Source organism: Nostoc commune NIES-4072 (assembly GCF_003113895.1).
Lineage (GTDB): Bacteria > Cyanobacteriota > Cyanobacteriia > Cyanobacteriales > Nostocaceae > Nostoc > Nostoc commune.
This window is the reverse complement of sequence record NZ_BDUD01000001.1, coordinates 1717513-1738304: the sequence shown is the minus strand read 5'-3', so window position 1 is coordinate 1738304 and position 20792 is coordinate 1717513. Positions and strand designations below refer to the sequence as shown.

The window sequence follows — 20792 nt, the reverse complement described above, 5'->3', positions numbered from 1 at the left end:
GGTTTGCTGCTAATAAATACTAAATTCCAAGAGATGCATTAACCCAAGTTTATAACAAATATCAAAATAAAGATGATTTTAAACATCCGATATATCTTCTGGTTCAATAAATCACAGTCTTCAGCACTGTTACCAATTTTTCAATATGTGCTGCTTCATGAGTTGCCATTAAAGATATTCTAATCCGACTTGTCGGCACTGTTGGGGGACGAATTGCTGGAGCAAAAATGCCAGCATTTCTTAGCTGTTTTCCAGCTTTGAGGGCATCTGTTGCATTGGACAATTGGAAACATAGTATAGGTGATTCTGAAGGTAATAGTTTTAGATTAGGTAACTGTTGTTGCAGCAAATTTTTCAAGTGATGTACATTTTGCCATAATTGGGCACGGCGTTGCGGTTCTTGTTGGACTATTTTGATTGCTGCTAAGGCCGCCGCCGTATCAGCAGGTGAAAGCCCAGTGGTGTAAATCCAAGTGGGTGCGCGGTTTTGCAAAAAGTCAATTAAGGCGCTACTTCCTGCTACATACCCGCCTAAACTACCCAAAGCTTTACTCAAAGTGCCAACTTGAATTAACTGCTTTCCTGTACATCCAAAATGTTCCACACACCCAGCGCCAGTTTTTCCTAGTACCCCAGTGGCATGAGCTTCATCAACTAGTAGCATACAGTTAAATTCATCAGCGATCGCCAATAATGCTGGCAACGGACATAAATCGCCATCCATGCTGAAGACGCTATCAGTAAGAATCAAACAGCGTCGGTAGTTTTGTCGCTGTTGACTCAACTGAGTTTTTAAAACTGCAATATCACAATGTGGGTATTCCACAAATACTGCACCACTGAGAATTGCTCCATTTTTCAGACTGGAATGATTGTACTGGTCAGATAAAATTAAATCACGTTTGCCAACAATGGCGGTAATTGTACCCAAATTCGCTAGATACCCTGAACTAAATACCAAGGCATCTTCTGTTTGTTTGGTAGATGCGATCGCCTCCTCTAATCCTCTGTGCAATTCCCGATGCCCACTGAGTAATCTAGAACCAGTACTACCAGTGCCAAATTCTGCGATCGCAGCAGTTGCGGCTGCCATCAATCGCTCATCCCCAGTCAATCCCAAATAGTCATTGCTGGCAAAATTAATTACCTCTTGCCCAGCTAAAACCACCGTTGCACCTGGACGACCGTGGATTGTTTGTACCGAACGATACCAGTCAGCCCGATGAATTGTTGCTAAGGAATGTTCTAGCCAGGCATAAGGGTCGGTGGGCATGGGGCATCGAGGGAGATGAGGAGGATGAAGGGGATGAGGGTGTTGAGATTAAAGTTGATAAAGCAGCAGTCACGGGGATGAGGGGGATGAGGGGGATGAGGGGGATAAGGGGGCAAAGAGAATAAATAACCCATGCCCAATGCCCCATGCCCAATGCCCCATGCCCAATGCCCATGCCCATTAAACTTGTTCGCTGCTGAGATGAGCGATCGCTTGTTTAATCCAATCTTCGACGTAGGCATCTTTGGGTAGTCCGATGTCTTCACTTACTACATGCAGGGCGTGACTGACTTCATGGGCAGTATATCCCAAGGCGAAGAGGGTCATTTGCACCTCTTCGAGAATTCCTGGTGCTGGGCCACCTGTGGCGACGAAGAACCCGGCTGATTTGCGCCACTCGACTAATTTGCTTTTCAGTTCCAAACAAATGCGTTCAGCGATTTTTTTACCGACACCGGGAGCCTGAATTAAGATTTGCGTATTACCAGCGATAATTGCTTGGACTAAATCTGGTAGTTCCAGAGTGTCTAAGAGGGCGATCGCTAAGGCTGCACCAATACCAGTAACAGTCAGTAAGTGGCGAAATAAATCGCGTTCGGCTGGCGACGCAAAGCCATATAGAAAGGGCACTTCTTCACGAATTTGCAAATGGGTAAAAATTTGTGCCACTCCTCCTGACTCTGGTAACTGGTTTGCTAGCCGTTGAGGAACTTGCAAATCATACCCCAAGCCATTCACTTCTAGAGTCAGAATCACGCGATTAGCGCCAATTGTTTGGATACCAGCGACTATACCTTTTAGATAACTAATCATTACAAAAAACCAAAATAATTTAAGCCTTCAATGATTCCACCTGCACAAAAACTTTTTGCCAGGTAGCGATGTTCAGAGGGATGCTCATTGTGCCATTGGAGTAACTCTTTTCGGGCATTCCCTACAATGATTCCCCGTGCGTTGCCTACAGCAAATAAAGCAATATCATTACCTGAATCACCACAGACAACTGTTTGTTCAGCTGCAAATTTCCACTTTTGGCGTAAAAACTGCATTGCCTGACCTTTATCGCTGGTATGGGGTACAATGTCAAGGTCAATACCGCTACTGTAGATTAACTTTACATTTAATTTATATTTCTGCAACTCCGCTTCAAGCTGTGGTAAAAAATTTGCAGATGCATCTTGTTCTAGAAAAAAGCTCACTTTAAAGGGACGCTGTTCTGAATCTGGTTGCCGAACTAACTCCCGGTATTTTTGAGTAATAGATAAGATAGTTTCCCGTTCCCATCCCGGAGAGAGGATTTCTGACCAACTTGAGTCTGGAGTATCAGTACCATCTAGGTAAATTTCTGTACCCACAGAAAGAACGAGGGCATCGGGTTCTAAAAGATTTTTTTGAGCTTGGAGTTCTTTATAAAGTACAGGCGATCGCCCGGTAGAATAAACAATTTTTGTACCATATTCTTGGCGATGTTGACTCAGCAGTTGATTTAGTTCTGCTAAGGCGCTGTCATCGCCTACTGTGCGATACACCAGGGTGTCATCCAAATCTGTTACGAAAAGGAATTTAGTCATAATCATCTCTTATGCTTTGCTTTAACATCAAATTTGCACTTATTTAAAGAAAGCATAGATGTAGTCTGCTTTAATAAAAAATCAGCTAGCAGATATATTCCTTCTTGCAAAAACTGCTTTCATTGTTATATTTCACGTAATAAATGGATTTATAAGCTCATTACAATGATTGTTGCAAATGCTTAAGCCTTTCTTATACATGGAAGAATGTTTGTTGCAAAGTATTAAGCGTTTGCAGCAACTAATTATATGTTTGCTGCAAATACTTAAGCCTTTCTTATATATGGAAGAGTGTTTGTTGCAAAGTATTAAGCGTTTGCAACAACTAATTATATGTTTGCTGCAAATACTTAAGCCTTTCTTATATATGGAAGAGCATTAGCTGCAAACATTCAAACTTTGACAACTAATGTTTAAATTTGAGAGATGTTTACAGAGACGTAGGACTGAAAAACAATGTAGAGAGGTGGGAATAATGTTTGGTTAAGGCAAGAGACGCGATGAATCGCCGTCTCTACAAGAGACGCGATGAATCGCCGTCTCTACAAGAATACAATTTATTTAAATTACTCTACTGCTTGCGATCGCGGTTAACATGTCTCCATAACATCCACCAACCGAATGAATAAATCTCGCACTGCGTTTCTATCCTGCCTCGGAATGAATTCCGAGTCTCATAGCCCAGAATTAAAGTTCGGGGCGGGATGTCGGTAACTGTGACAGTTTAACTGTGACAAAAATGTGGGTAAAAGAGTTGAAACTGCTATTTAGAAATGATCGACGACTCTTAACGCAATGGCGATCGCTTAATTGATTTTTTAATCTTCACAAAAAATTTAGGACTTACGCAAAAAGCGCTAAAAAGCTTAATTTCTCGAACCGCCAAGACGCCAAGAACGCCAAGAATCGTAGAGTTTGCGTAAGTCCTAAAATTGTATTGTTTTTAGCTAATTGAAGAGGTTAGACCCTCAGAGACAAGCTCAATATCAAGACGGGGTATAAAATTAGGCTTGTTCTCAAGAGTGGCGAATTGGGTTCCTTGGAAGGACAAAGCACCAGTGTTGCGGTTGTAACTGAACTCGTTAGTGGAAGTAGCGCCAAACCCAATTGTGGAAATCTGAATTTTGTCACTCTGCAAGTAGCTGAAGTCTTTGATGATCTCAATGCCTTCAGACCTGAAGTTGAAGACAAATGTATCAGCCCCAGCATCGCCTGTGAGTGTGTTGTTACCAGCACCGCCTGTGAGTATGTCGCTACCAGAACCCCCATTTAAGAAGTCGTTACCAGCGCCGCCTTCGAGTGTGTCGTTACCAGCCTCACCAACCAAAATGTCGTAGTCTCCATAGCCAAGCAAGTGATCATTGCCATCACCGCCAACCAAAAAGTTGTGACCGGCATTCCCCTCAATTCGATTGTCCAGGGCGTTGCCTATGCCATCAATATCCTTGCTATCTGTGAGAATCAAATTCTCTAGGTTATCACCTAAGTTGTAGCTGGACGAAGACTCAACCGTATCGATTCCTTCATTCAAATATTCTGTAATACTAACTGTTATGATCTGATTCGCAAACTGATTGATGAGAAAACCGTCCTCAGACCCAAATACAAAAGTAATATAAGTATCGTTGCCAGCTCCACCAAATAGGTCAGCAAGCCCCTTGCTGCTATCAAGGATGTCATCGCCTTCCCCACCATACAGTTCGCCGCCGCCTTCTTTGCCCCTTCTGCCTTCCTGAATAAGTATATGAACCGAATCATTTTAAGGAAGGGGATGGTTTACTGTGTGCAAGTGCCACCACAGCTTGAACTAACTCTTGTGGATTAAAGGGCTTGGTAAGATGCCGTTGATAGCCACTGGTTATGGCTTGCTGGTAATCATCAACTCTGGCATAAGCGGTCAAAGCGATCGCCAGAATGTGTCCCCCTTTTTCCGGGGTTAAAGTGCGGATTTGTTGCATCAAGCAATAGCCATCAACTTCGGGCATCCCAATATCACTGATTAAGACATCGGGTTGAAAGGACTCCAGATTTGCCAACACTTCTGCCGCAGAGGAAACAGTCAGGACTTGCGCTCCGTATTCAGTAAGCAATACTGTTAATAGCTCACGGGCATCAGGATCATCATCAACTGTGAGGACTCGAATTCCCGTGAGTTCGAGTGTTTGTTGTGACAATTCATCTATCTGCTTAATTTCCGATTCAACATTCAGCAGTGGCAAATGGACTGTAAAGGTCGCTCCAAAGCCAACACCCGGACTATCAGCCGCGATCGTGCCGCCATGAGCCTCAACTAACTGACGGACGATCGCTAACCCCAATCCTAACCCGCCATACTTGCGAGTAATTGAGATATCTTCCTGACGAAATGATTCAAAAATATACGGGAGAAAGTCAGGACTAATGCCTTTGCCAGTGTCGCTAACAATAATCTGTGCTTGATCATTGACTTGCTTTAGTTGAATTTCTACCCGTCCGCCTTTGGGAGTAAACTTGATCGCATTAGAAAGTAAATTCCAAACGATCTGTTGCAGGCGGTTGGAATCTCCACAAACCTGCCCAATATTCGGCAGTACTGGATGCAATAGTATTGATTTAGCAATAGCTGCTGTACTTACCGTGTCGATGGCACATTCAATGACAGATGCCAGATTCACAGGACTAGCATCAATGCTGAGTTTGCCGCGCAGAATCTTGGCGATATCGAGCAAATCATCAATCAGTTGAGTTTGCAGTTTAACATTACGTTCGATAATGGCTAAGGCTTCAAGTGTTCTAGTTTCATTGAATTTGCGACTTTGTAGGAGTTTTGTCCAGCCGAGAATAGGGTTGAGAGGCGATCGCAATTCGTGGGAGAGAACGGCAAGAAACTCATCTTTGATGCGATTGGCACGTTCTGCTTCAGCCCGCGCGGCTTGCTCTAGCTGGAATAAGCGATCGCGTTCACCCTCCAGTTGTTTTTGCGCTTCGATATCAGTCGCACTGCCAAACCATTTGACAACTTGACCTTGCTTATCTTTTTGCCCAATTGCTTGGTGTAGATGCCAACGATAGACACCATCTGCCCTCCGCATACGACCTTCGGCTTGATAAGAAGTACCCTGTTGTGCTGCTTTGCTCCAATGTTGAGCCAGAATAATTATATCTTCTGGATGGACAACCTCTTTCCAGCCGATGGTGTGGGCTTGTTCTAGCGTTAATCCTGTGAATTCCAACCAACGTTGATTGACATCGAGTAACGCTCCTTCTGCGTTGGCTGTCCAAACTAATTGTGGAATTAATTCTGCCAAGCACCGATAGCGTTCCTCACTTTGGCGTAATGCTTCCTCTACCTGTTTGCGATCGGTGATGTCTTCGGCAATACCTGCAAATCGATAAATCTCTCCTGTTTCATCTCGAAGCCCAAAGCAGCGATCGTGAACCCAGCGAATGCTACCATCGGGTAAAAAAATCCGATATTCCTGGTCATATTTACCTGCAACAGCTTTTTCATGAAAGGCTCTCTGGACTGATTCTCGATCTTCTGGGTGGATACGATCAACCCAGGCTTGTTGTCCTTGATACATTTCTTCTGGGTTTAATCCCCACAGTCGTTTGTAGGCAGGACTGACATAGCTGACTCGATTTTCAGCCACTTCTCTGATCCAGAATACTGCATCAATATTTTCTGCAAGTTGCCGAAAACGTTCTTCACTGTCGCGCAAAGCTTCGGCTGACCGTTTGCGTTCGCTGATATCTATATCAATACCAGCCATCTGCATCGGTTGCCCCTGTTGGTCGTAAAACACCTTGCCCTGGCTCAATGCCCACCTAATTGTGCCGTTGGGATATACTACCCGAAATTCAATGTTATAGTCTTCTCCGGTAGCGATGGCACGATCTACATCTGCCAAAACGCGATCGCGATCGTCAAGGTGTAACCGTGCCACAAACATTTCAAATGAGCCGTCAAACTCTCCTGGTTGCAGTCCAAATAAGGCTTCTAGATTATCTGACCAAGAAATTTTTCCCGTTTTAATGTTCCAGTTCCACGTTCCCATTCCAGAGGCTAGTAGTGCCAATCGCAGCCGTTCTTGGCTCTGCCGTAGTTCCGCTTCTACCTGTTGGCGTTCCTTTAGTTCACGCTGTGCCTGCTGATACAGTTCTGCCTGTCGCAAGGCGATACTCATCTGAGTTGCCAACTCTTTAAGCAAGTCTATTTCTAAGGGCTGCCAAAATCGAGGGGAGGTACAATGATGAGCAATCAGCAATCCCCAAAACTGGTTATCTTGCAGAATTGGTACAACCAGATGAGCTCTGACTTGAAATGCCAATAATTCAGCGTGGCATGGCTCAATACTGCTATCATGAATATCTGATACTGCCGTTACTTGCCCCTGATAATAGCGTTCAATATAATTCTTGATAAAGGTGGGATTATACCTGACAAATTTCGGTTGATTTGAGGCGATGTAGCTTTCATTTGGGCAGGGAGCATACATCGTAGACGAAAGCACCGATCGCCACTCTGCCCCAACCGATTCAGCTAGTATAGTACCATTGCCGTCAGGTTTTAACCGAAAAACCAAAACCCGATCAGTGTGAAGAAATTCTCTGACTTCGGCTACAGTCGTCTGAAGAATTTCATCCAGATTCAGCGATTGGTGAATTTTCTGGGTAATATATAAGACTACGCGCTCTCGTTCAATACGCTGTTGTAATTGGGTGTGTAGCCGCATTGTTTCAATTATCCCGTTGACTGCTATTTGTAGCCTTTCTGGGGTAATTTGCTCTTTGACAATATAATCTTGTGCGCCCGCTTTGATTGCTTGAACTGCGATCGCCTCATTGCCCTGTGCGGTGACAACAATCACAGGTAAGCAAGGCTGTGGGGTCAAGGGTTGCAATTGAGCCAGAAATTCCAGTCCGTCTAGGTCGGGTAATCGGTAATCGAGTAAAACGGCATCTGGCTGATGTCGCTGCCACAGTTCTAGTCCTTGCACCGCTAACGTTGCTTCCAGGATAGCATAGGAATATTCGCGATCGTGCAGCAAATATTGCCGATAGAGTTCTCGATCGTCTGGGGAATTAACGACAATTAGGACGGTGCGCTGTTGCTGAGACATCGTAAATTAATTGAGCGGATAGAGTTAAAGCCCACATTTGGCAGATTATCATAGAGAAATCAATCTTTTTAAAATAGCGCTAAAATCCTCATTTATATCAAGATTTTGCCATAGTCCTATTTTATGGCTCAGGGAAATGTATGATTCGTACTCTCTGACTCATAGAGCACAATACATAATTCAGGAGTAAAAAAAGAAGAATAAATCGTCTCAAAGCTAGGTGAGCAAATTCTTTGGCTGCATTATTATCAATACCGCAGTAAATGTGCTTTTGTTGCCCACGCTGCTATAGTAGTGAAATTGTTACATTAATGCTTGAACACAATATTATTGTCGTTGGAACATCAGCCGGTGGAGTTGAGGCGCTGACTTATCTAATCAAGAATTTGCCGCCCGATCTCAATGCTGCTGTAATTATAGTTCTTCATGTATCCAGTCATAAAACGAGTGTTCTGCCAAAAATATTAAGTCGCGCTGGCAACTTGCCTGTGTCTCACCCTCAGGACGGCGAAGCTATTGTTCATGGTTGGATTTATGTCGCTCCCCCTGACTACCACTTACTAGTAGAAGAAGGATATTTGCGTTTGACGCGGGGAGCAAAAGAAAACCGTAGTCGTCCCGCTATCGATCCGTTGTTTCGCAGTGCAGCGCGAACCTATGGGCAGCGAGTGATTGCTGTGCTACTAACAGGTACGCTTGATGACGGCACCGCAGGACTAATGGCTGTAAAAATGCGGCGCGGCGTGGCAATTGTCCAAAATCCCGACGATGCTTTGTTTCCTGATATGCCACGTAATGCGATTAATAATGTAGACGATATTGACTATATCGTGCCACTTTCAGATATTCCTTCTATTTTGCTAAGTTTAGTTAATATACCAATGGAAATAGAAGCAGAAAACCCCATACCTACCAAGATGGAGTTTGAAACTGAAATAGCGCAATTGAATTTAAAAGCAGTAGAAAACGAAAACGATCGACCTGGTAAACCATCAACCTTCGCCTGTCCTGACTGCGGCGGTATCCTTTGGGAAGTCGAAGAGAAAAATTTGTTGCGCTTCCGATGCCGCACAGGTCATGCTTATTCAGCAAAAACTTTGCTAGCCACGCAGTCTGATGCCATAGAGGATGCGCTATGGATGGCTTTAAGGGCATTAGAAGAGAAAGCTTCTTTATCACATCGCCTGGCTTCAAGAATGGAAGCTCGCAACCTACCATTGGCAGCGCAAAGATTGAAAGAGGAGGCGCACTCTGCTCTTGAACGCTCCGCCATTATTCGAGAAGTGCTATTAAAAGACGATGCCAACACAGATGATTAAATCAGTGAACAGTCAACAGTTATCAGTTATCAGTTACTCATCGCTTAACGTTTCAATCAACAACTCTACCTGTTGCTGTCGTTGCTGCAAAAAACTTTCGCACTGACGCAAATATTCAACAGCACTTGCAAATTGCTCAAACACAGCTTCCAATTCCAACTCACCTGATTCAATACGAGCGATAATTCCCTCTATTTCAGCAACCTTTGCCTCATAATTCCAAGCTTCCTCAGAACTAGAAGCATTCTTACGTTTAGCCATCTAAACCTCCGGGGTACTCCCGCCACATTGGTACTCCAATTGGCGGTGACGGGGGATAGGAGGGCTGATTGAGTGGGGGTCGATACCCCCGAAATCAGCAATCAGGACTGCTTTGCTTCTCAACATAAGACTTAAGTTGTTCCAATGTAACGCCTCCACATGAGGCGACAAAGTATGCACCTGTCCAGAAGACTGGTTTGCTGTAAAACCGATTAACGTGTTCATTGAACTCCTTGCGAATTAAACGACTAGAAACGGTTTTAAGGTTGTTCACGAGTTTACTTATTTCCACATCCGGCGGGTAACTAATAACCAAGTGAACATGGTCTGACTCTGCGTTGTACTCTGTTACCTTACTCCTCCACTTAGCGCAAGTGCCTTCAAATATCTCTTGTAGTCGTTTCAACATTGCTTGGTTGATAACCTTTCTTTGGTACTTGGTGACAAGCACTAAATGAATATTAAGGCTATAAACTGCTCTGTGTCCTATGTTGTAAATCATGCCACCAAATGGTATTATGACTATATGCTACTAACTTATCAGTTCAAACTCAATCCCACTCCCGAACAGGTTGTCATTCTTGAAATCTGGGGCGAGTTGCTGCGTCGTCATTGGAACTACGCGCTAGGTGAAAGATTGGAGCGGTAGCCTGCGGCAAGCCCTTCGGGTGACGCTCCTACGTCGCTAACGCTTCGCTAACAGCAGTCGCTCGTGGGAGAAACCCCCAAAACCGCGCTGCTTCACCGCTACGCGTCTACGTTTACTTTTATAACCTTCACTTTAACCTGACCCTGCCCCAACTGAATCAACAAATCTTCTCCTACATTCAACTCCGGCGCAGAACGAGCGATCGCCCCATCTTCCCGCCTCACCACCGCATAACCACGCTGCAACACAGCTTTCGGGTCAAGACTAGCTAACTTTTGCCGCAACAACTCTAAATGCTGCGTTGCTTGCTGCGATCGCGCCGTCGTAATTTGCACCAAATGCTGACGCTTCCAACCTAATTTGTCTACCTCCAGCTGCACTTGCCGATCTAAGCGCAAACGTCGCAAACGATTTCGTAATACTTGCAGTTTATTAAGAGCAGTTTTCCCAGAGTCATATACCGCTTCATGTAAAGCTACAACTCGCTGCCGATGATCAGTATACAACTCTGAAAGTGATGGCACAACCAGTTCCGCCGCCGCAGTCGGTGTATGCACACAAGCATCTGCAACTAAATCTGCCAAAGATTCATCTCGTTGATGACCGATACCAGTAATTACCGGAATGGAACAAGTAGCAAGCGATCGCACCACTCGTTCATCATTAAAACAAGCTAACTCCTCCACCGCGCCACCACCCCGCGATAAAATTAGCACTTCGGCGCGACCATCTCTTTCCACCCGCTCAATTGCTTTGACGATAGATTCTGGCGCTTGCTCACCTTGTACTGTTGCGGGAGAAAATAAAACCTGTAAACCTGGATACCTTTGTCTGAGAGTTTTTTGAATATCACCCCAAGCAGCAGCCGTTGGTGAAGTGACAACAGCGATCGTTTGGGGGTGAGTTGGGAGCGATCGCTTTCTTTGCGCGTCGAACAATCCCTCAGCCAGTAAGCGATTTTTGAGTTGTTGATAGCGCAACGCCTGTAAACCAACACCAGCAGGTAGAGTCTGCCAAACTGATAACTGATACTCTCCCCGTTGCGGATACAGGCGAATACTACCCAAAATAATTATCTGCTCACCAGGAACGGGTACCTGGGCGAGTTTTGGCAATTGGCTATTCCATACCACACACTTAATTCCGGCGGTGCGATCGGTATCTTGCAGCGTAAAAAATAAACCACTGCGATGGTGGTTAGCGCTAGAGACTTCGCCAGTTACCCAAACTTGCCGTAATTGTTCATCTTGCTCTAACAGCAAGCGGATATAGTCAGTTAATCCAGAAACTGAAAGTGCAGTATCGAGAATGAGAGAGTGGGGAAGGTCAAAAGTCATCAAAGATGCCTGAAAGCATTTGTGCTGGAGCGATTCTAGCATTTTAATGAAAACCAAAGGTTAACCCAGTAAACGCTTCAATCTTTTGTAGACATCATCATCATTGCGCTTACCGACTAAAATCACTTCTATTAAATCTTCATCTGGAAAATACCTGTAAACAATTCGATATTCACCACTATCAACTCGATATAAACCCTGATAACCAGATAGCTGCTCACTATCAACGGGTAAAGGCTCAACATTCAAAGCCAAAACCTTTTTTGCAATCTGTGCTGCTATTTTAGGCTGTAAACCGTTCAGAAAATCAAGAACAGTTGCTAGACCATCAAGCTTCGCCATTAGCTAAATGCTTTAATGCAGATGTAAAAGCCTCTGTACCAATCATTTTGGACTCACTCAGAGCAACTTCAGCAGCTTGACCGAAAACCATATCTTCTAATTCTTCCAGCCGATTAATTAATTTTTGGTAGCTCTCTGCTGAGATAATCACATGGCTAGGCCGTGATTGCTTAGTTAGTAGAACTGGCTCAGTAGCAGCTTTGTCAAAAACTTCACCGTGTCTGTTACGAGCATCTGTGAGAGTATAGGTCTGCATAGTAATTTTGACTATTTTAGACATTTTGACTATATTTTAGCAGATAACTCTTTTCATCTCAATTTTGACTCAAGATAATATACTGTTCATTAGACATCTGGTGAAAATGAATGTAGAGACGTTGCAATGCAACGTCTCTACAAAGGTTTCAGGTAATGCATAATTAATTTCTGAAGATGTCTATATTGAATGTTAGATTTTTCACTGCGTCTTAAAGCAATAAGTGATTACATTATTTGGTTTAATCTTTCAAAGACTGGAGTAACTGGCTAGGACGTGCCATTTTCACAGCAAGATAAACATTGGGATAGTGAACAAATATATAGTGTTCATACTTGTACCAATGCATTTCACCCTTTTCTTTATTACAAACCTGGCAAATGACCCATAAATTATTGAATTCCATTGATAACCAAGGATACTGTGACCGAGGTAGCTTGTGATCTATCGTCTTACCACCTTTGTCAGAGTAGTGAGATCCACAAATTGGACAGTACCAATTGGAATTTTTTCTTACCCAGTCTTTACTATCTTGAGTTGTACCGCACTCATAATCACCATTAATATAGCGCCAATAATCGAATTTTCTATAAGTTTCAAAATCTTCATCAGTTAGCCTGTGATATCGCTTGTTACCAATTGTGTCTGCAAGCTCAAATAATTCTTTAAGTTCTTTATCTTCAATATTAACCATCTTAATTTCTAAAACTTGACTGTTTTATACGTCTTGTGATTATGCTTATTTTTATATTTAATATTAGTATTTTGGCTGAAATCAATAAATTCAATTTCTGTCTCAGGAAAGTGCTTATCTATTTCTTCTGCTACCTCGTTAACTACTTTAGATAAGCTTTGGTTATAGTCGTTTATTTCTTGATTCGTGAGATATTTATTGCCAATCCTATCAGCCTCGATAAATAATTCTTCAAGCGTCAATTCCTTAACCTGATAATTGTTCAGAAGCTCTTCTATTTTTTGATAAAAATTAACAACATTATTCCAGCCAATATTCTTGTAAAAGTTTTCTTTTAACCAAATTTGGTCTTTTTTATGAAGCTTGCTCCGATTATTTGAGTTGGCAAGTTGAACAACCCGATAACTCATTCCTCTAAAATTCCTTTTTTTACCTTTTTGCTCAATCATATATTCAGTGTTTTAGCCTAAAGTCCATTTGAAAAAAGTAATTACTGCTTTCCGAATTTCACTATCTTCATATTGGAGGATTTCTTTAGTATTTATGGCTAGTTTCAGTTTAATTTTATCAACTAAATTTTTTAGAGATTTATTATCTTTTTTGAGTTGTTCATTAACTTCGGTTAAATTTTTATTGTGAGAATATATTGTTTTGAGTTCAACTTCTAAAATATTATTTTTCTGAGACAAGCTTTTAATTTCAGCTTCGTATTTTTCTCTTTCCTGTTTTGGGTACTTTTTAACTTGGTCAATTTTGGCAGCATATTCCTGCTCCTTCAATTCAATCTCTTTAGTTTTCTTCGTTACCAGACCTTTCTGGGCAGCTTGAAGACGCTGACGCTTAATTAATTCAGAACCAGCAAAAGGCGAAATAGCTCTGCGAATAGTAATTTCATCAGGATTGGTACTAAAATCAATTACTTCCAAAGCACGCATAGCATCTGCTTTTGTCCATCCCTCACTTTCAAGTAGCTTAATAGACTGTGATTTATTCACGTTTGCTGAAGATAGTTTATGTAATTTATGTTACTATGATATCAATACATTATCTCCATGCCAAGAAGCTGGATTCAAGGATAGCAGTAACTTTAATAGCTTTATCGATACTGAAGACTACTTAGTTTTTTGTTGTGACTAGATTGGGATTTGACGAGCGATGTCTACGACGGGCGTAGCTGCGGCACCACGATAGAGGTTTTCTCTCCAAAACAAAGCATTCTCATTATGTACAGTGCATAAGGCTCAGTTGTTTATAGGACTTACGCACACTCTACGAATTCTCGGCGCTCTTGGCGTCTTGGCGGTTCGAGAAATTAAGCTTTTTAGCAATTTTTGCGTAAGTCCTAGTTTAGATAATTTTTTGTTGAAAACCCCTTGCTTACCCAGCCAAAAAAAGCTATCTCTAAATGCAAGTTGGTATCATTGTGCAAGACTACCCTAATCTGGTAGCGATCGAGTTACGATCTTGTTACACCCCTTTTTTGATTTGAGAAGTCCTATTCCAGAATTTTCTGGTTAAAATAGTATATCTGTTCTACTCAAACTCCCAGAGTAACACTCCTTAAAACCATATATTTAGAGGCATTAGAGGCAGGAATGGCTATCAACACCGATACTTCAGGCAAGCAAAAAGCGCTGACTATGGTGCTTAACCAAATTGAGCGCAGCTTTGGTAAAGGAGCAATCATGCGCCTGGGCGATGCTACCCGGATGCGGGTGGAGACTATTTCCAGTGGGGCGCTTACCCTAGATTTAGCATTGGGTGGTGGTTTACCCAAGGGGCGGGTAATTGAAATCTATGGGCCGGAAAGTTCCGGAAAGACTACAGTAGCGCTACATGCGCTCGCCGAAGTGCAAAGAAATGGCGGTGTTGCAGCCTTTGTTGATGCAGAACACGCCCTCGATCCTACTTATGCTGCGGCATTGGGTGTAGATATTGACAATTTGCTGATTTCCCAACCTGATACAGGCGAATCAGCTTTGGAAATTGTCGATCAGCTTGTTCGTTCTGCTGCGGTTGATATTGTAGTCATTGACTCAGTAGCAGCACTGGTTCCCCGTGCTGAAATTGAAGGCGATATGGGTGACGCCCACGTTGGTCTGCAAGCGCGATTAATGAGCCAAGCCCTACGTAAAATTACGGGCAACATTGGTAAATCTGGTTGTACAGTCATTTTCATCAACCAGTTGCGACAAAAAATCGGTGTTACCTACGGTAGCCCAGAAACGACTACTGGCGGTAATGCATTGAAATTTTACGCTTCGGTGCGCTTGGATATTCGCCGGATTCAAACCTTGAAAAAAGGTACGGATGAATTTGGTAATCGCGTTAAAGTCAAAGTTGCTAAAAATAAAGTAGCGCCGCCTTTTAGAATCGCTGAATTCGACATTATTTTTGGTAAAGGTATTTCTACCTTGGGTTGTCTTGTTGACCTAGCAGAAGAAACTGGTATTATTGTCCGCAAAGGAGCTTGGTATAGTTACAATGGCGATAATATCTCTCAAGGACGAGACAACGCCATTAAGTATCTAGAAGAAAAGCCCGAGTTTGCTGACGAAATTAAGAAACTGGTGCGGGAAAAGTTAGATAAAGGTGCTGTTGTTTCTGCTAACTCTGTAGCTAAAGCCAGTGAAGAGGATGAAGAGGAAGAAGTCGATTTAGAGCTAGAAGAATAAGGAATGCGGATTTATATTTATCTGCAACTTTAATATGCAGTGGGTTACATAGATAGATAGCTAACCCACCTTTTCCAAAGTATTGATGAGTTATAGCAAGCCTTAGATAATGATTGCCACTATTATGATGAGCAATCATTTTATTTTTATGGCGTTTGTCCTTGGAATCAGTATAAAAAAGGGGCACAAAAATTTTATGTTGTGCCCTTGCAAATTGTCTACACTTCACGCAATTAAAAATTGCAATAATTTTCAATTTTTTAGCTGGGATACTATGGTATTTGTCTGCTAAAAAAGCGGTCTAAAATTTCTGATTTCTGTTCCGAATTGAAGTTTTCATAGGAATCTTCAAACTTTTCAACTAGTCCAGGATTTCTAAAAATCTCTGAATTATCATTTGGTTTTTCAGTCAAAAGTTTTGGTCTGTTACAGGGATAAGTAAGTATTTCTACTTGATTATCCCTCTTTCGATGCATAAGTTGCATCAATAATTCCATTGCTACAGTTGGCAACACGCGGCAGGTAGAACTCATGAAAAAATCAAAAGTCATACTACCTAGACGGATGCGATCGCCATCTTTGAGCTTGATCGGCCCAAAAGCGCGATCGCCATTCACAAATGAGCCATTGGTACTGTTGAAGTCTATAAAGTAGAAACCTTGATCGTCGATATATTGAATAGCAGCGTGGCGACGAGACATATAACTATCAACAATGCAAATACCACTGTTGCGATTACGACCTATTGTCCAGATTTGCTGTGGCTGCCGTAAACTTTGGGTTTGATTGTCGCACAAATTAGTCATCAAATAAACAGCAGAAGTATCCACTACACCATGTATGTAAGATGCCTTCCTTCTCGTCAACGAAGGTTGAGATAGGTTTTCTAGCTGGAGAATTTCATCTAGAAGTCCACTGTGGTGTTCATACAACTTAAGAAATACCTGATATAAAGTTAATCTCCGTTCTATTTCCGTTTGTGCAAAGTCAGTCATTATATGTAAACCTTGTATGACCTGATTTCGGTTGTGAATATTCTGCTTCAGCCTACAACCAGGGATAATTAATTTTTAACTTTCCGCTACCATCTAAAAATTTGAGTGGCTTAAGAGCGTTAGATTTTACAATTTTTAAAAGCGAGATTCCCTGTCGTTTCTAGCCATGAAAAGCATGGAAACATCAAAAAAAAAGTATTATGATGCTTTATTGTTTATTGTAAATAATCATTTGTTGTTTGTAACAGATAATAATTATAAAGATTTGATTAAAAATTGCCAACTGTATGCGTATTTTTACTGAAAAATAGGATATTTATTGACATTTGCAAGAGCGATGACTAGACTATCGTTTAACACAACTATAGGATTACTATTTGATTTTTGAACGAAATTAAGTATTGTAGAGTGTGTTAGAACGGAGTTCGTAACGCACTATGAACACGAGTTTTATGCCGTACTCTCTGTGCTAACACATCCTACGTATATTTTCAGAAATCAAACCGGATTCCTATATAGGAATCCCAAATTATTCGCGATCAACAAGATCCCCAACAACTTTTACGATGTCGGGGATCTCCGGGTTGAATTGCAATTCTTCCAAGTTAAATAGAGTTGTTATATCCTATTTATTTAGTCAGTTCTGAATAAATCTGAGTTTTCTCGATAAAAATAAGAGCTGATTTATCTAAGCTCATGAGGAAATAGAAGCCTTGTCAGCTTTGTAAAACAATACAGTTGAGTTTAAGACTTGGCCTAAGCACCCTTAAAAAAGAGGGAACTAGTACTGCGAGGCGGAAGTCAAAAGTCACATATACTTTAATTTTGCGCTTTCTGACTGTAATGAAATGGTAGGTTTATTTCCGCCTTGCGGTACTAGTCTGGGAGGCAGAGCAAGCAAGTAACTCTCAAATTTAAACTTTCAACTTATAACAAGCCTCGTTTCCCATTGGGGCGGATGGTCATCCAATTTGTTTTTGCTAGTGCAAGCTGCTCATCAGAAATTTTGGCATTGGTGAGATTAGCACCACACAAGTTAGCTCCTTGGAGGTTGGCATTACTAAGACAAGCATTGCTGAGGTCTGCGCCTCGCAAATCTGCCCCTTGTAAATCAGCATGATTAAAGTATGCTTTGCTCAAATTAGCATCCTTGAGATTTGCTCGAGTGAGACTGGCTCTGCCAAAGTCACTATTGTGAAGATTAGCTCCCTGGAGATTAGTTTTTTGCAATTGAGTGGAATGGAAATTTGTTTGGGATAAGTCAGCACCTTGCAGATTCAGCAAACTTAAATTGTGTAGAGCAAAATCTCGTCTTCCTTTCTGATAAGCAGTTAATAAACCTTGAGTATCTAATTTACGCTCAACTTTAGAAGTTTTAACTTGTGAACTATTACTATTGCTGTTAACAAAAGTCGTTGATTTCGCCATCCCAGAACCCTGGTGTAATCCACCTGCTTCGGCTGCTGCCTTGGCTCGTCTAGCGCGAATTGCTGCCGCTACTTGTGCCACTCCTGTACTAGTAGCAGAAGAGTTGTTACATAAAACAGCAGAATTTTCCAGATGGCTGTGTGTTCGATCTTTAGACCCAGTATCTGATTTAATTAATAAACCCTTTGCTAAACTTTCTAAATATGGTTCTATTTCCAATGCTCTGAGAACTTCTGTTGCTGACTGATAGCGATTACGTACAGACACCTCCAACATTTTTCGCAATACATTGCCCAAGTGGTCACTCACTTGCACAAGTTGCTCCCACATTATCTCGCCAGTGTTGGGATTATAATCTAAATCTTTAGGAGTTTTGCTAGTCAGCAAATAAATGCATGTCACCCCCAGTGCATATATATCACTGGCGTAGACTGGACGCATAGCCATTTGCTCTGGAGGTGCAAAACCAGGAGTGCCAATGGCATAAGCTGTTAATGCTGTCTGTCCTGATTGATTTACCGCACCTTGGCTAATTTGGTTTTTGACAGCGCCAAAGTCGATTAGTACCATTCTGGCATCTTGAGTGCGGCGAATTAAGTTGGCTGGCTTAATATCACGGTGGATCACCTTTTGATCGTGGATGTATTGCAATAGTGGCAGAATTTCGCTCAAAAATTGCTTGACTCCAGTTTCGCTTAAGATACCGTTAAGTTTGATCTCTTCCTGTAAGGTATCACCACTGATGTATTCTTGAACTAAGTAGAATTGTTCATGATTTTCAAAATAGTCTAACAGTCTCGGTACTTGGGGATGATTGCCAATCTTACCTAAAGTTTTGGCTTCTCGTTCAAAGAGTTCTCTGGCCATCTGTAAAACGTGTGGAGCGCTTCCTGATGGGCGTAATTGTTTGATTACGCAACTCGGTTCTCCTGGTAAGCCTTGATCGTTGGCTAAGAAGGTTGCTCCAAAGCCACCTTGACCTAATGGTTTGATCACCTGATAGCGATCGCGCAACAGTAGTTGCGAGCCACAAGACTGGCACCTTTGGCTATATACCAAATTTTCTGGATTGGGACAGATAGGATTTAAGCAGTAGCTCATGCACTGTCAACTCGCTGCACGAAGAATCACGGTGAGTTGTTATACTCTCTTTCAATTATTTAGATATTAATCAACTCTTGCCAGGTAATTTTTGCTGGAAATGCTTTGAAGATTTTTTAAAGTTTAGCTAATATTACGTAATTTAGTTATGAAATAAAAAATTTATTATACTTAAAACGTTAGGTAATATAGCAATCCGATTTGATTTTTGAATCACTTGTAGAAGTAAGGGACTGGGGATTGGGGACTGGGGACTGGGAAGAAGGAATAAAAGTGTACTGAGTTCTGTTCAAAAATCAAATATGAGTCCTATATCTAAATTACTTTTGGAGCGAAGTCGGAGTAGCGGTTTGGGCTGATAGCGGAGCATTAGCGCCGCGCTATCGACCTACACCTACAACGGGTATCTCCCCATCTCCGAAAGGGAGAGGCTAGTACCAAGGGATAATAAATATCAAGTTCGGATGATAACTTATAATGAAATCTATCAATGTAGGTTGGTTGGGTTTTAGCAAGATCCCTTTAGAACAGGGCAGTCAAACCCAACATCAACAAGGATAAAATGTTGGGTTACCTTGCGGAAAACCCCTTCTTTACCAAACGCTGTTCGCTTAACCGAACCTGATATAAGCCCACACTAACTCCCTTACAGAAAATCGCTGTATAATTTTAGATGCCCAAGTTTGGAGGCAATTTAACTCCATTAGTCGTTACGAAACTATTAGCTGGCTTTCATGTTTACACTAATCAGTTGTTCGAGAAGTGCAAAAACATCACTGCGACTAAGTTTCTCTTTACCACTAGCAAGGGCATCAAGAGTGCCATTAGCCAAGGTTAAGGGAATTTGGCAAAAATCTAAGGCTGGGCCAGTAGGAAGGTTTTTGGTATAAACTTCTGCCAGGGCTAGATTGCGCCGGGCATACTCTTGCATATTTTCTGCACTCCAACCCTCTGGAAAAAAGTCTACCCCACGCCCTAAATCTTCAGTATGGTTACGCAGGATATTAACTGCTTGTAAACCCCGCCCAAACCCGATCGCCTGAGTACGGTTAGTTTGCGTTCCATCGTACCATGTCCATAAGTCCGATAGTAACAATCCGACTGCACCTGCAACCCCAAAGGTATAACGATCCAAATCAGATTCTGTATAAATTTTCCAGTTTCTTTCTGCCCAGTAAGCCATCCGGTCTGCCATTGCAGCAGTGGCATCCCAAATTCGAGGCGCAATGGTCTCTGGCGCTAGTATCGACCATTCTCTAATCCTTACTGTGACTTCTTCTAAGGTATTCTCATACCCACTAAATCCCGCAAAGAAAGCATCTACCGGGAAGCCATCAACCCCTGCCTGTAATGTCAGGCTAATCGTTCTTAACAGCTTTGCTTTAGTAGCGTTATCTAATTCGGGATGATCTTCTATTTCATCAATGGCACGCATACACAAATATGCTGATGCTACTGCTTCTTGTAATTCTGGCGGTAAAAGACTAATTGGGATATAAAAAGTTCGGCTAGTTTCTTTGAGGATTTGCAATGCATCTCTACGTAAATTCATGTTTTCACTCCCCGATTGATTTTTGCACCACATGAAGTTTGCAGTTTTTTGATGATACTGGATATAGTTTTGACTAAACTTTAAAAACTATAGACTATAAGATACGCTAGTATTTCATCTAAAAATTAATAGTTTTTGGTGTTGCAATTAACAAAACTCTCAAATTTATCAAAGTCTAATTTAGTATATAGGGTTTTGGTCGCAAAAATCTTTAATGTGCCGTTTGATATAGCTATC

20 protein-coding genes are annotated in these 20792 nt (G+C 41.9%); 4 read left to right on the top strand and 16 right to left on the bottom strand.

The window, feature by feature from the left end; genetic code table 11:
* Nucleotides 1–103: 103 nt before the first annotated feature.
* The 3 genes from bioF to CDC33_RS07760 form a co-directional block, all read right to left on the bottom strand.
* Entirely contained in the window at nucleotides 104–1273 is a 1170-nt protein-coding gene (gene bioF / locus CDC33_RS07770; protein ID WP_109007999.1) for an 8-amino-7-oxononanoate synthase, read from the bottom strand.
* Nucleotides 1274–1453: 180 nt separating this feature from the next.
* Nucleotides 1454–2086, bottom strand: a complete 633-nt coding sequence (ruvA, locus tag CDC33_RS07765) for a Holliday junction branch migration protein RuvA (RefSeq protein WP_109007998.1) — start codon at nucleotides 2084–2086, stop codon at nucleotides 1454–1456.
* Entirely contained in the window at nucleotides 2086–2844 is a 759-nt protein-coding gene (locus tag CDC33_RS07760; RefSeq protein WP_109007997.1) for a sucrose-phosphate phosphatase, read from the bottom strand. The genes ruvA and CDC33_RS07760 overlap by 1 nt, the downstream gene beginning before the upstream one ends.
* 479 nt (nucleotides 2845–3323) lie before the next feature.
* Between CDC33_RS07760 and CDC33_RS38435 the strand changes: the two genes are divergently transcribed.
* Nucleotides 3324–3473 carry a hypothetical protein gene (locus CDC33_RS38435; protein ID WP_181373926.1) on the top strand — a complete coding sequence of 50 codons (150 nt, stop codon included), beginning with the start codon at nucleotides 3324–3326 and terminating at the stop codon, nucleotides 3471–3473.
* 314 nt (nucleotides 3474–3787) lie between these two features.
* Here the strand turns inward: CDC33_RS38435 and CDC33_RS07755 are convergent, their stop codons facing one another.
* Both CDC33_RS07755 and CDC33_RS07745 read right to left on the bottom strand, forming a co-directional pair.
* The gene (locus CDC33_RS07755) at nucleotides 3788–4375 is read right to left on the bottom strand and encodes a calcium-binding protein (protein ID WP_244919168.1); all 588 of its coding nucleotides are present in this window, start codon (nucleotides 4373–4375) and stop codon (nucleotides 3788–3790) included.
* A 223-nt stretch (nucleotides 4376–4598) separates the two neighbouring features.
* Nucleotides 4599–7946: a PAS domain-containing protein gene (locus CDC33_RS07745; RefSeq protein ID WP_109007995.1), complete on the bottom strand. Its 3348-nt coding sequence runs from the start codon at nucleotides 7944–7946 to the stop codon at nucleotides 4599–4601.
* 311 nt (nucleotides 7947–8257) lie between these two features.
* Between CDC33_RS07745 and CDC33_RS07740 the strand changes: the two genes are divergently transcribed.
* Nucleotides 8258–9265, top strand: coding sequence for a chemotaxis protein CheB (locus tag CDC33_RS07740; RefSeq protein ID WP_109007994.1), 1008 nt, complete (start codon nucleotides 8258–8260; stop codon nucleotides 9263–9265).
* 33 nt (nucleotides 9266–9298) lie between these two features.
* Here the strand turns inward: CDC33_RS07740 and xseB are convergent, their stop codons facing one another.
* On the bottom strand, nucleotides 9299–9526 hold the full coding sequence (xseB, locus tag CDC33_RS07735) for an exodeoxyribonuclease VII small subunit (protein ID WP_109007993.1): 228 nt from the start codon (nucleotides 9524–9526) through the stop codon (nucleotides 9299–9301).
* Between the two features lie 94 nt (nucleotides 9527–9620).
* Nucleotides 9621–10028 carry an IS200/IS605 family transposase gene (gene tnpA / locus CDC33_RS07730; protein ID WP_244919167.1) on the bottom strand — a complete coding sequence of 136 codons (408 nt, stop codon included), beginning with the start codon at nucleotides 10026–10028 and terminating at the stop codon, nucleotides 9621–9623.
* 24 nt (nucleotides 10029–10052) lie between these two features.
* On the opposite strand from tnpA, the gene CDC33_RS07725 reads away from it, so the two are divergent.
* Nucleotides 10053–10175 (top strand): helix-turn-helix domain-containing protein, encoded by a 123-nt coding sequence (locus CDC33_RS07725; protein ID WP_244919166.1) that lies wholly within the window; start codon nucleotides 10053–10055, stop codon nucleotides 10173–10175.
* A 98-nt stretch (nucleotides 10176–10273) separates the two neighbouring features.
* Here CDC33_RS07725 and xseA read toward each other — a convergent pair whose 3' ends face one another.
* The 6 genes from xseA to CDC33_RS07695 all read right to left on the bottom strand — a co-directional run bounded on the left by xseA (nucleotide 10274) and on the right by CDC33_RS07695 (nucleotide 13799).
* Entirely contained in the window at nucleotides 10274–11512 is a 1239-nt protein-coding gene (gene xseA, locus CDC33_RS07720) for an exodeoxyribonuclease VII large subunit (RefSeq protein ID WP_109007991.1), read from the bottom strand.
* A gap of 60 nt (nucleotides 11513–11572) precedes the next feature.
* A complete protein-coding gene (locus CDC33_RS07715) occupies nucleotides 11573–11854 on the bottom strand; it encodes a type II toxin-antitoxin system RelE family toxin (RefSeq protein ID WP_109007990.1) in 282 nt (93 codons plus the stop codon).
* Complete coding sequence (locus tag CDC33_RS07710) at nucleotides 11841–12134, bottom strand: type II toxin-antitoxin system Phd/YefM family antitoxin (protein WP_244919165.1); 294 nt, start codon at nucleotides 12132–12134, stop codon at nucleotides 11841–11843. The genes CDC33_RS07715 and CDC33_RS07710 overlap by 14 nt, the downstream gene beginning before the upstream one ends.
* Before the next feature lie 217 nt (nucleotides 12135–12351).
* Nucleotides 12352–12804: an HNH endonuclease gene (locus CDC33_RS07705; protein WP_109007989.1), complete on the bottom strand. Its 453-nt coding sequence runs from the start codon at nucleotides 12802–12804 to the stop codon at nucleotides 12352–12354.
* Nucleotides 12805–12812: 8 nt separating this feature from the next.
* Nucleotides 12813–13253, bottom strand: coding sequence for a hypothetical protein (locus CDC33_RS07700; RefSeq protein WP_181373925.1), 441 nt, complete (start codon nucleotides 13251–13253; stop codon nucleotides 12813–12815).
* 12 nt (nucleotides 13254–13265) lie between these two features.
* Nucleotides 13266–13799, bottom strand: a complete 534-nt coding sequence (locus tag CDC33_RS07695; protein ID WP_109007988.1) for a hypothetical protein — start codon at nucleotides 13797–13799, stop codon at nucleotides 13266–13268.
* Between the two features lie 600 nt (nucleotides 13800–14399).
* Between CDC33_RS07695 and recA the strand changes: the two genes are divergently transcribed.
* Nucleotides 14400–15479 (top strand): recombinase RecA, encoded by a 1080-nt coding sequence (recA, locus tag CDC33_RS07690; RefSeq protein WP_109007987.1) that lies wholly within the window; start codon nucleotides 14400–14402, stop codon nucleotides 15477–15479.
* Between the two features lie 272 nt (nucleotides 15480–15751).
* Here recA and CDC33_RS07685 read toward each other — a convergent pair whose 3' ends face one another.
* From CDC33_RS07685 to CDC33_RS07675, 3 genes are all read right to left on the bottom strand, one after another.
* A complete protein-coding gene (locus CDC33_RS07685; protein WP_181373924.1) occupies nucleotides 15752–16474 on the bottom strand; it encodes an FHA domain-containing protein in 723 nt (240 codons plus the stop codon).
* A gap of 927 nt (nucleotides 16475–17401) precedes the next feature.
* On the bottom strand, nucleotides 17402–19003 hold the full coding sequence (locus CDC33_RS07680) for a serine/threonine-protein kinase (RefSeq protein ID WP_109007985.1): 1602 nt from the start codon (nucleotides 19001–19003) through the stop codon (nucleotides 17402–17404).
* Between the two features lie 721 nt (nucleotides 19004–19724).
* Entirely contained in the window at nucleotides 19725–20555 is an 831-nt protein-coding gene (locus CDC33_RS07675) for a squalene/phytoene synthase family protein (RefSeq protein ID WP_109007984.1), read from the bottom strand.
* Between the last annotated feature and the right edge of the window lie 237 nt (nucleotides 20556–20792).

What these genes read in the sequence shown, in the direction of transcription:
- tnpA (WP_244919167.1), bottom strand. Translation starts at nt 10,028, where the DNA reads ATGATTTACAACATAGGACACAGAGCAGTTTATAGCCTTAATATTCAT.
- xseA (WP_109007991.1), bottom strand. Translation starts at nt 11,512, where the DNA reads ATGACTTTTGACCTTCCCCACTCTCTCATTCTCGATACTGCACTTTCA.
- CDC33_RS07700 (WP_181373925.1), bottom strand. Translation starts at nt 13,253, where the DNA reads ATGATTGAGCAAAAAGGTAAAAAAAGGAATTTTAGAGGAATGAGTTAT.
- recA (WP_109007987.1), top strand. Translation starts at nt 14,400, where the DNA reads ATGGCTATCAACACCGATACTTCAGGCAAGCAAAAAGCGCTGACTATG.
- CDC33_RS07760 (WP_109007997.1), bottom strand. Translation starts at nt 2,844, where the DNA reads ATGACTAAATTCCTTTTCGTAACAGATTTGGATGACACCCTGGTGTAT.
- CDC33_RS07680 (WP_109007985.1), bottom strand. Translation starts at nt 19,003, where the DNA reads ATGAGCTACTGCTTAAATCCTATCTGTCCCAATCCAGAAAATTTGGTA.
- CDC33_RS07725 (WP_244919166.1), top strand. Translation starts at nt 10,053, where the DNA reads ATGCTACTAACTTATCAGTTCAAACTCAATCCCACTCCCGAACAGGTT.
- CDC33_RS07685 (WP_181373924.1), bottom strand. Translation starts at nt 16,474, where the DNA reads ATGACTGACTTTGCACAAACGGAAATAGAACGGAGATTAACTTTATAT.
- xseB (WP_109007993.1), bottom strand. Translation starts at nt 9,526, where the DNA reads ATGGCTAAACGTAAGAATGCTTCTAGTTCTGAGGAAGCTTGGAATTAT.
- CDC33_RS07705 (WP_109007989.1), bottom strand. Translation starts at nt 12,804, where the DNA reads ATGGTTAATATTGAAGATAAAGAACTTAAAGAATTATTTGAGCTTGCA.
- bioF (WP_109007999.1), bottom strand. Translation starts at nt 1,273, where the DNA reads ATGCCCACCGACCCTTATGCCTGGCTAGAACATTCCTTAGCAACAATT.
- CDC33_RS07710 (WP_244919165.1), bottom strand. Translation starts at nt 12,134, where the DNA reads ATGTCTAAAATAGTCAAAATTACTATGCAGACCTATACTCTCACAGAT.
- CDC33_RS07715 (WP_109007990.1), bottom strand. Translation starts at nt 11,854, where the DNA reads ATGGCGAAGCTTGATGGTCTAGCAACTGTTCTTGATTTTCTGAACGGT.
- CDC33_RS07675 (WP_109007984.1), bottom strand. Translation starts at nt 20,555, where the DNA reads ATGAATTTACGTAGAGATGCATTGCAAATCCTCAAAGAAACTAGCCGA.
- CDC33_RS07745 (WP_109007995.1), bottom strand. Translation starts at nt 7,946, where the DNA reads ATGTCTCAGCAACAGCGCACCGTCCTAATTGTCGTTAATTCCCCAGAC.
- ruvA (WP_109007998.1), bottom strand. Translation starts at nt 2,086, where the DNA reads ATGATTAGTTATCTAAAAGGTATAGTCGCTGGTATCCAAACAATTGGC.
- CDC33_RS07740 (WP_109007994.1), top strand. Translation starts at nt 8,258, where the DNA reads ATGCTTGAACACAATATTATTGTCGTTGGAACATCAGCCGGTGGAGTT.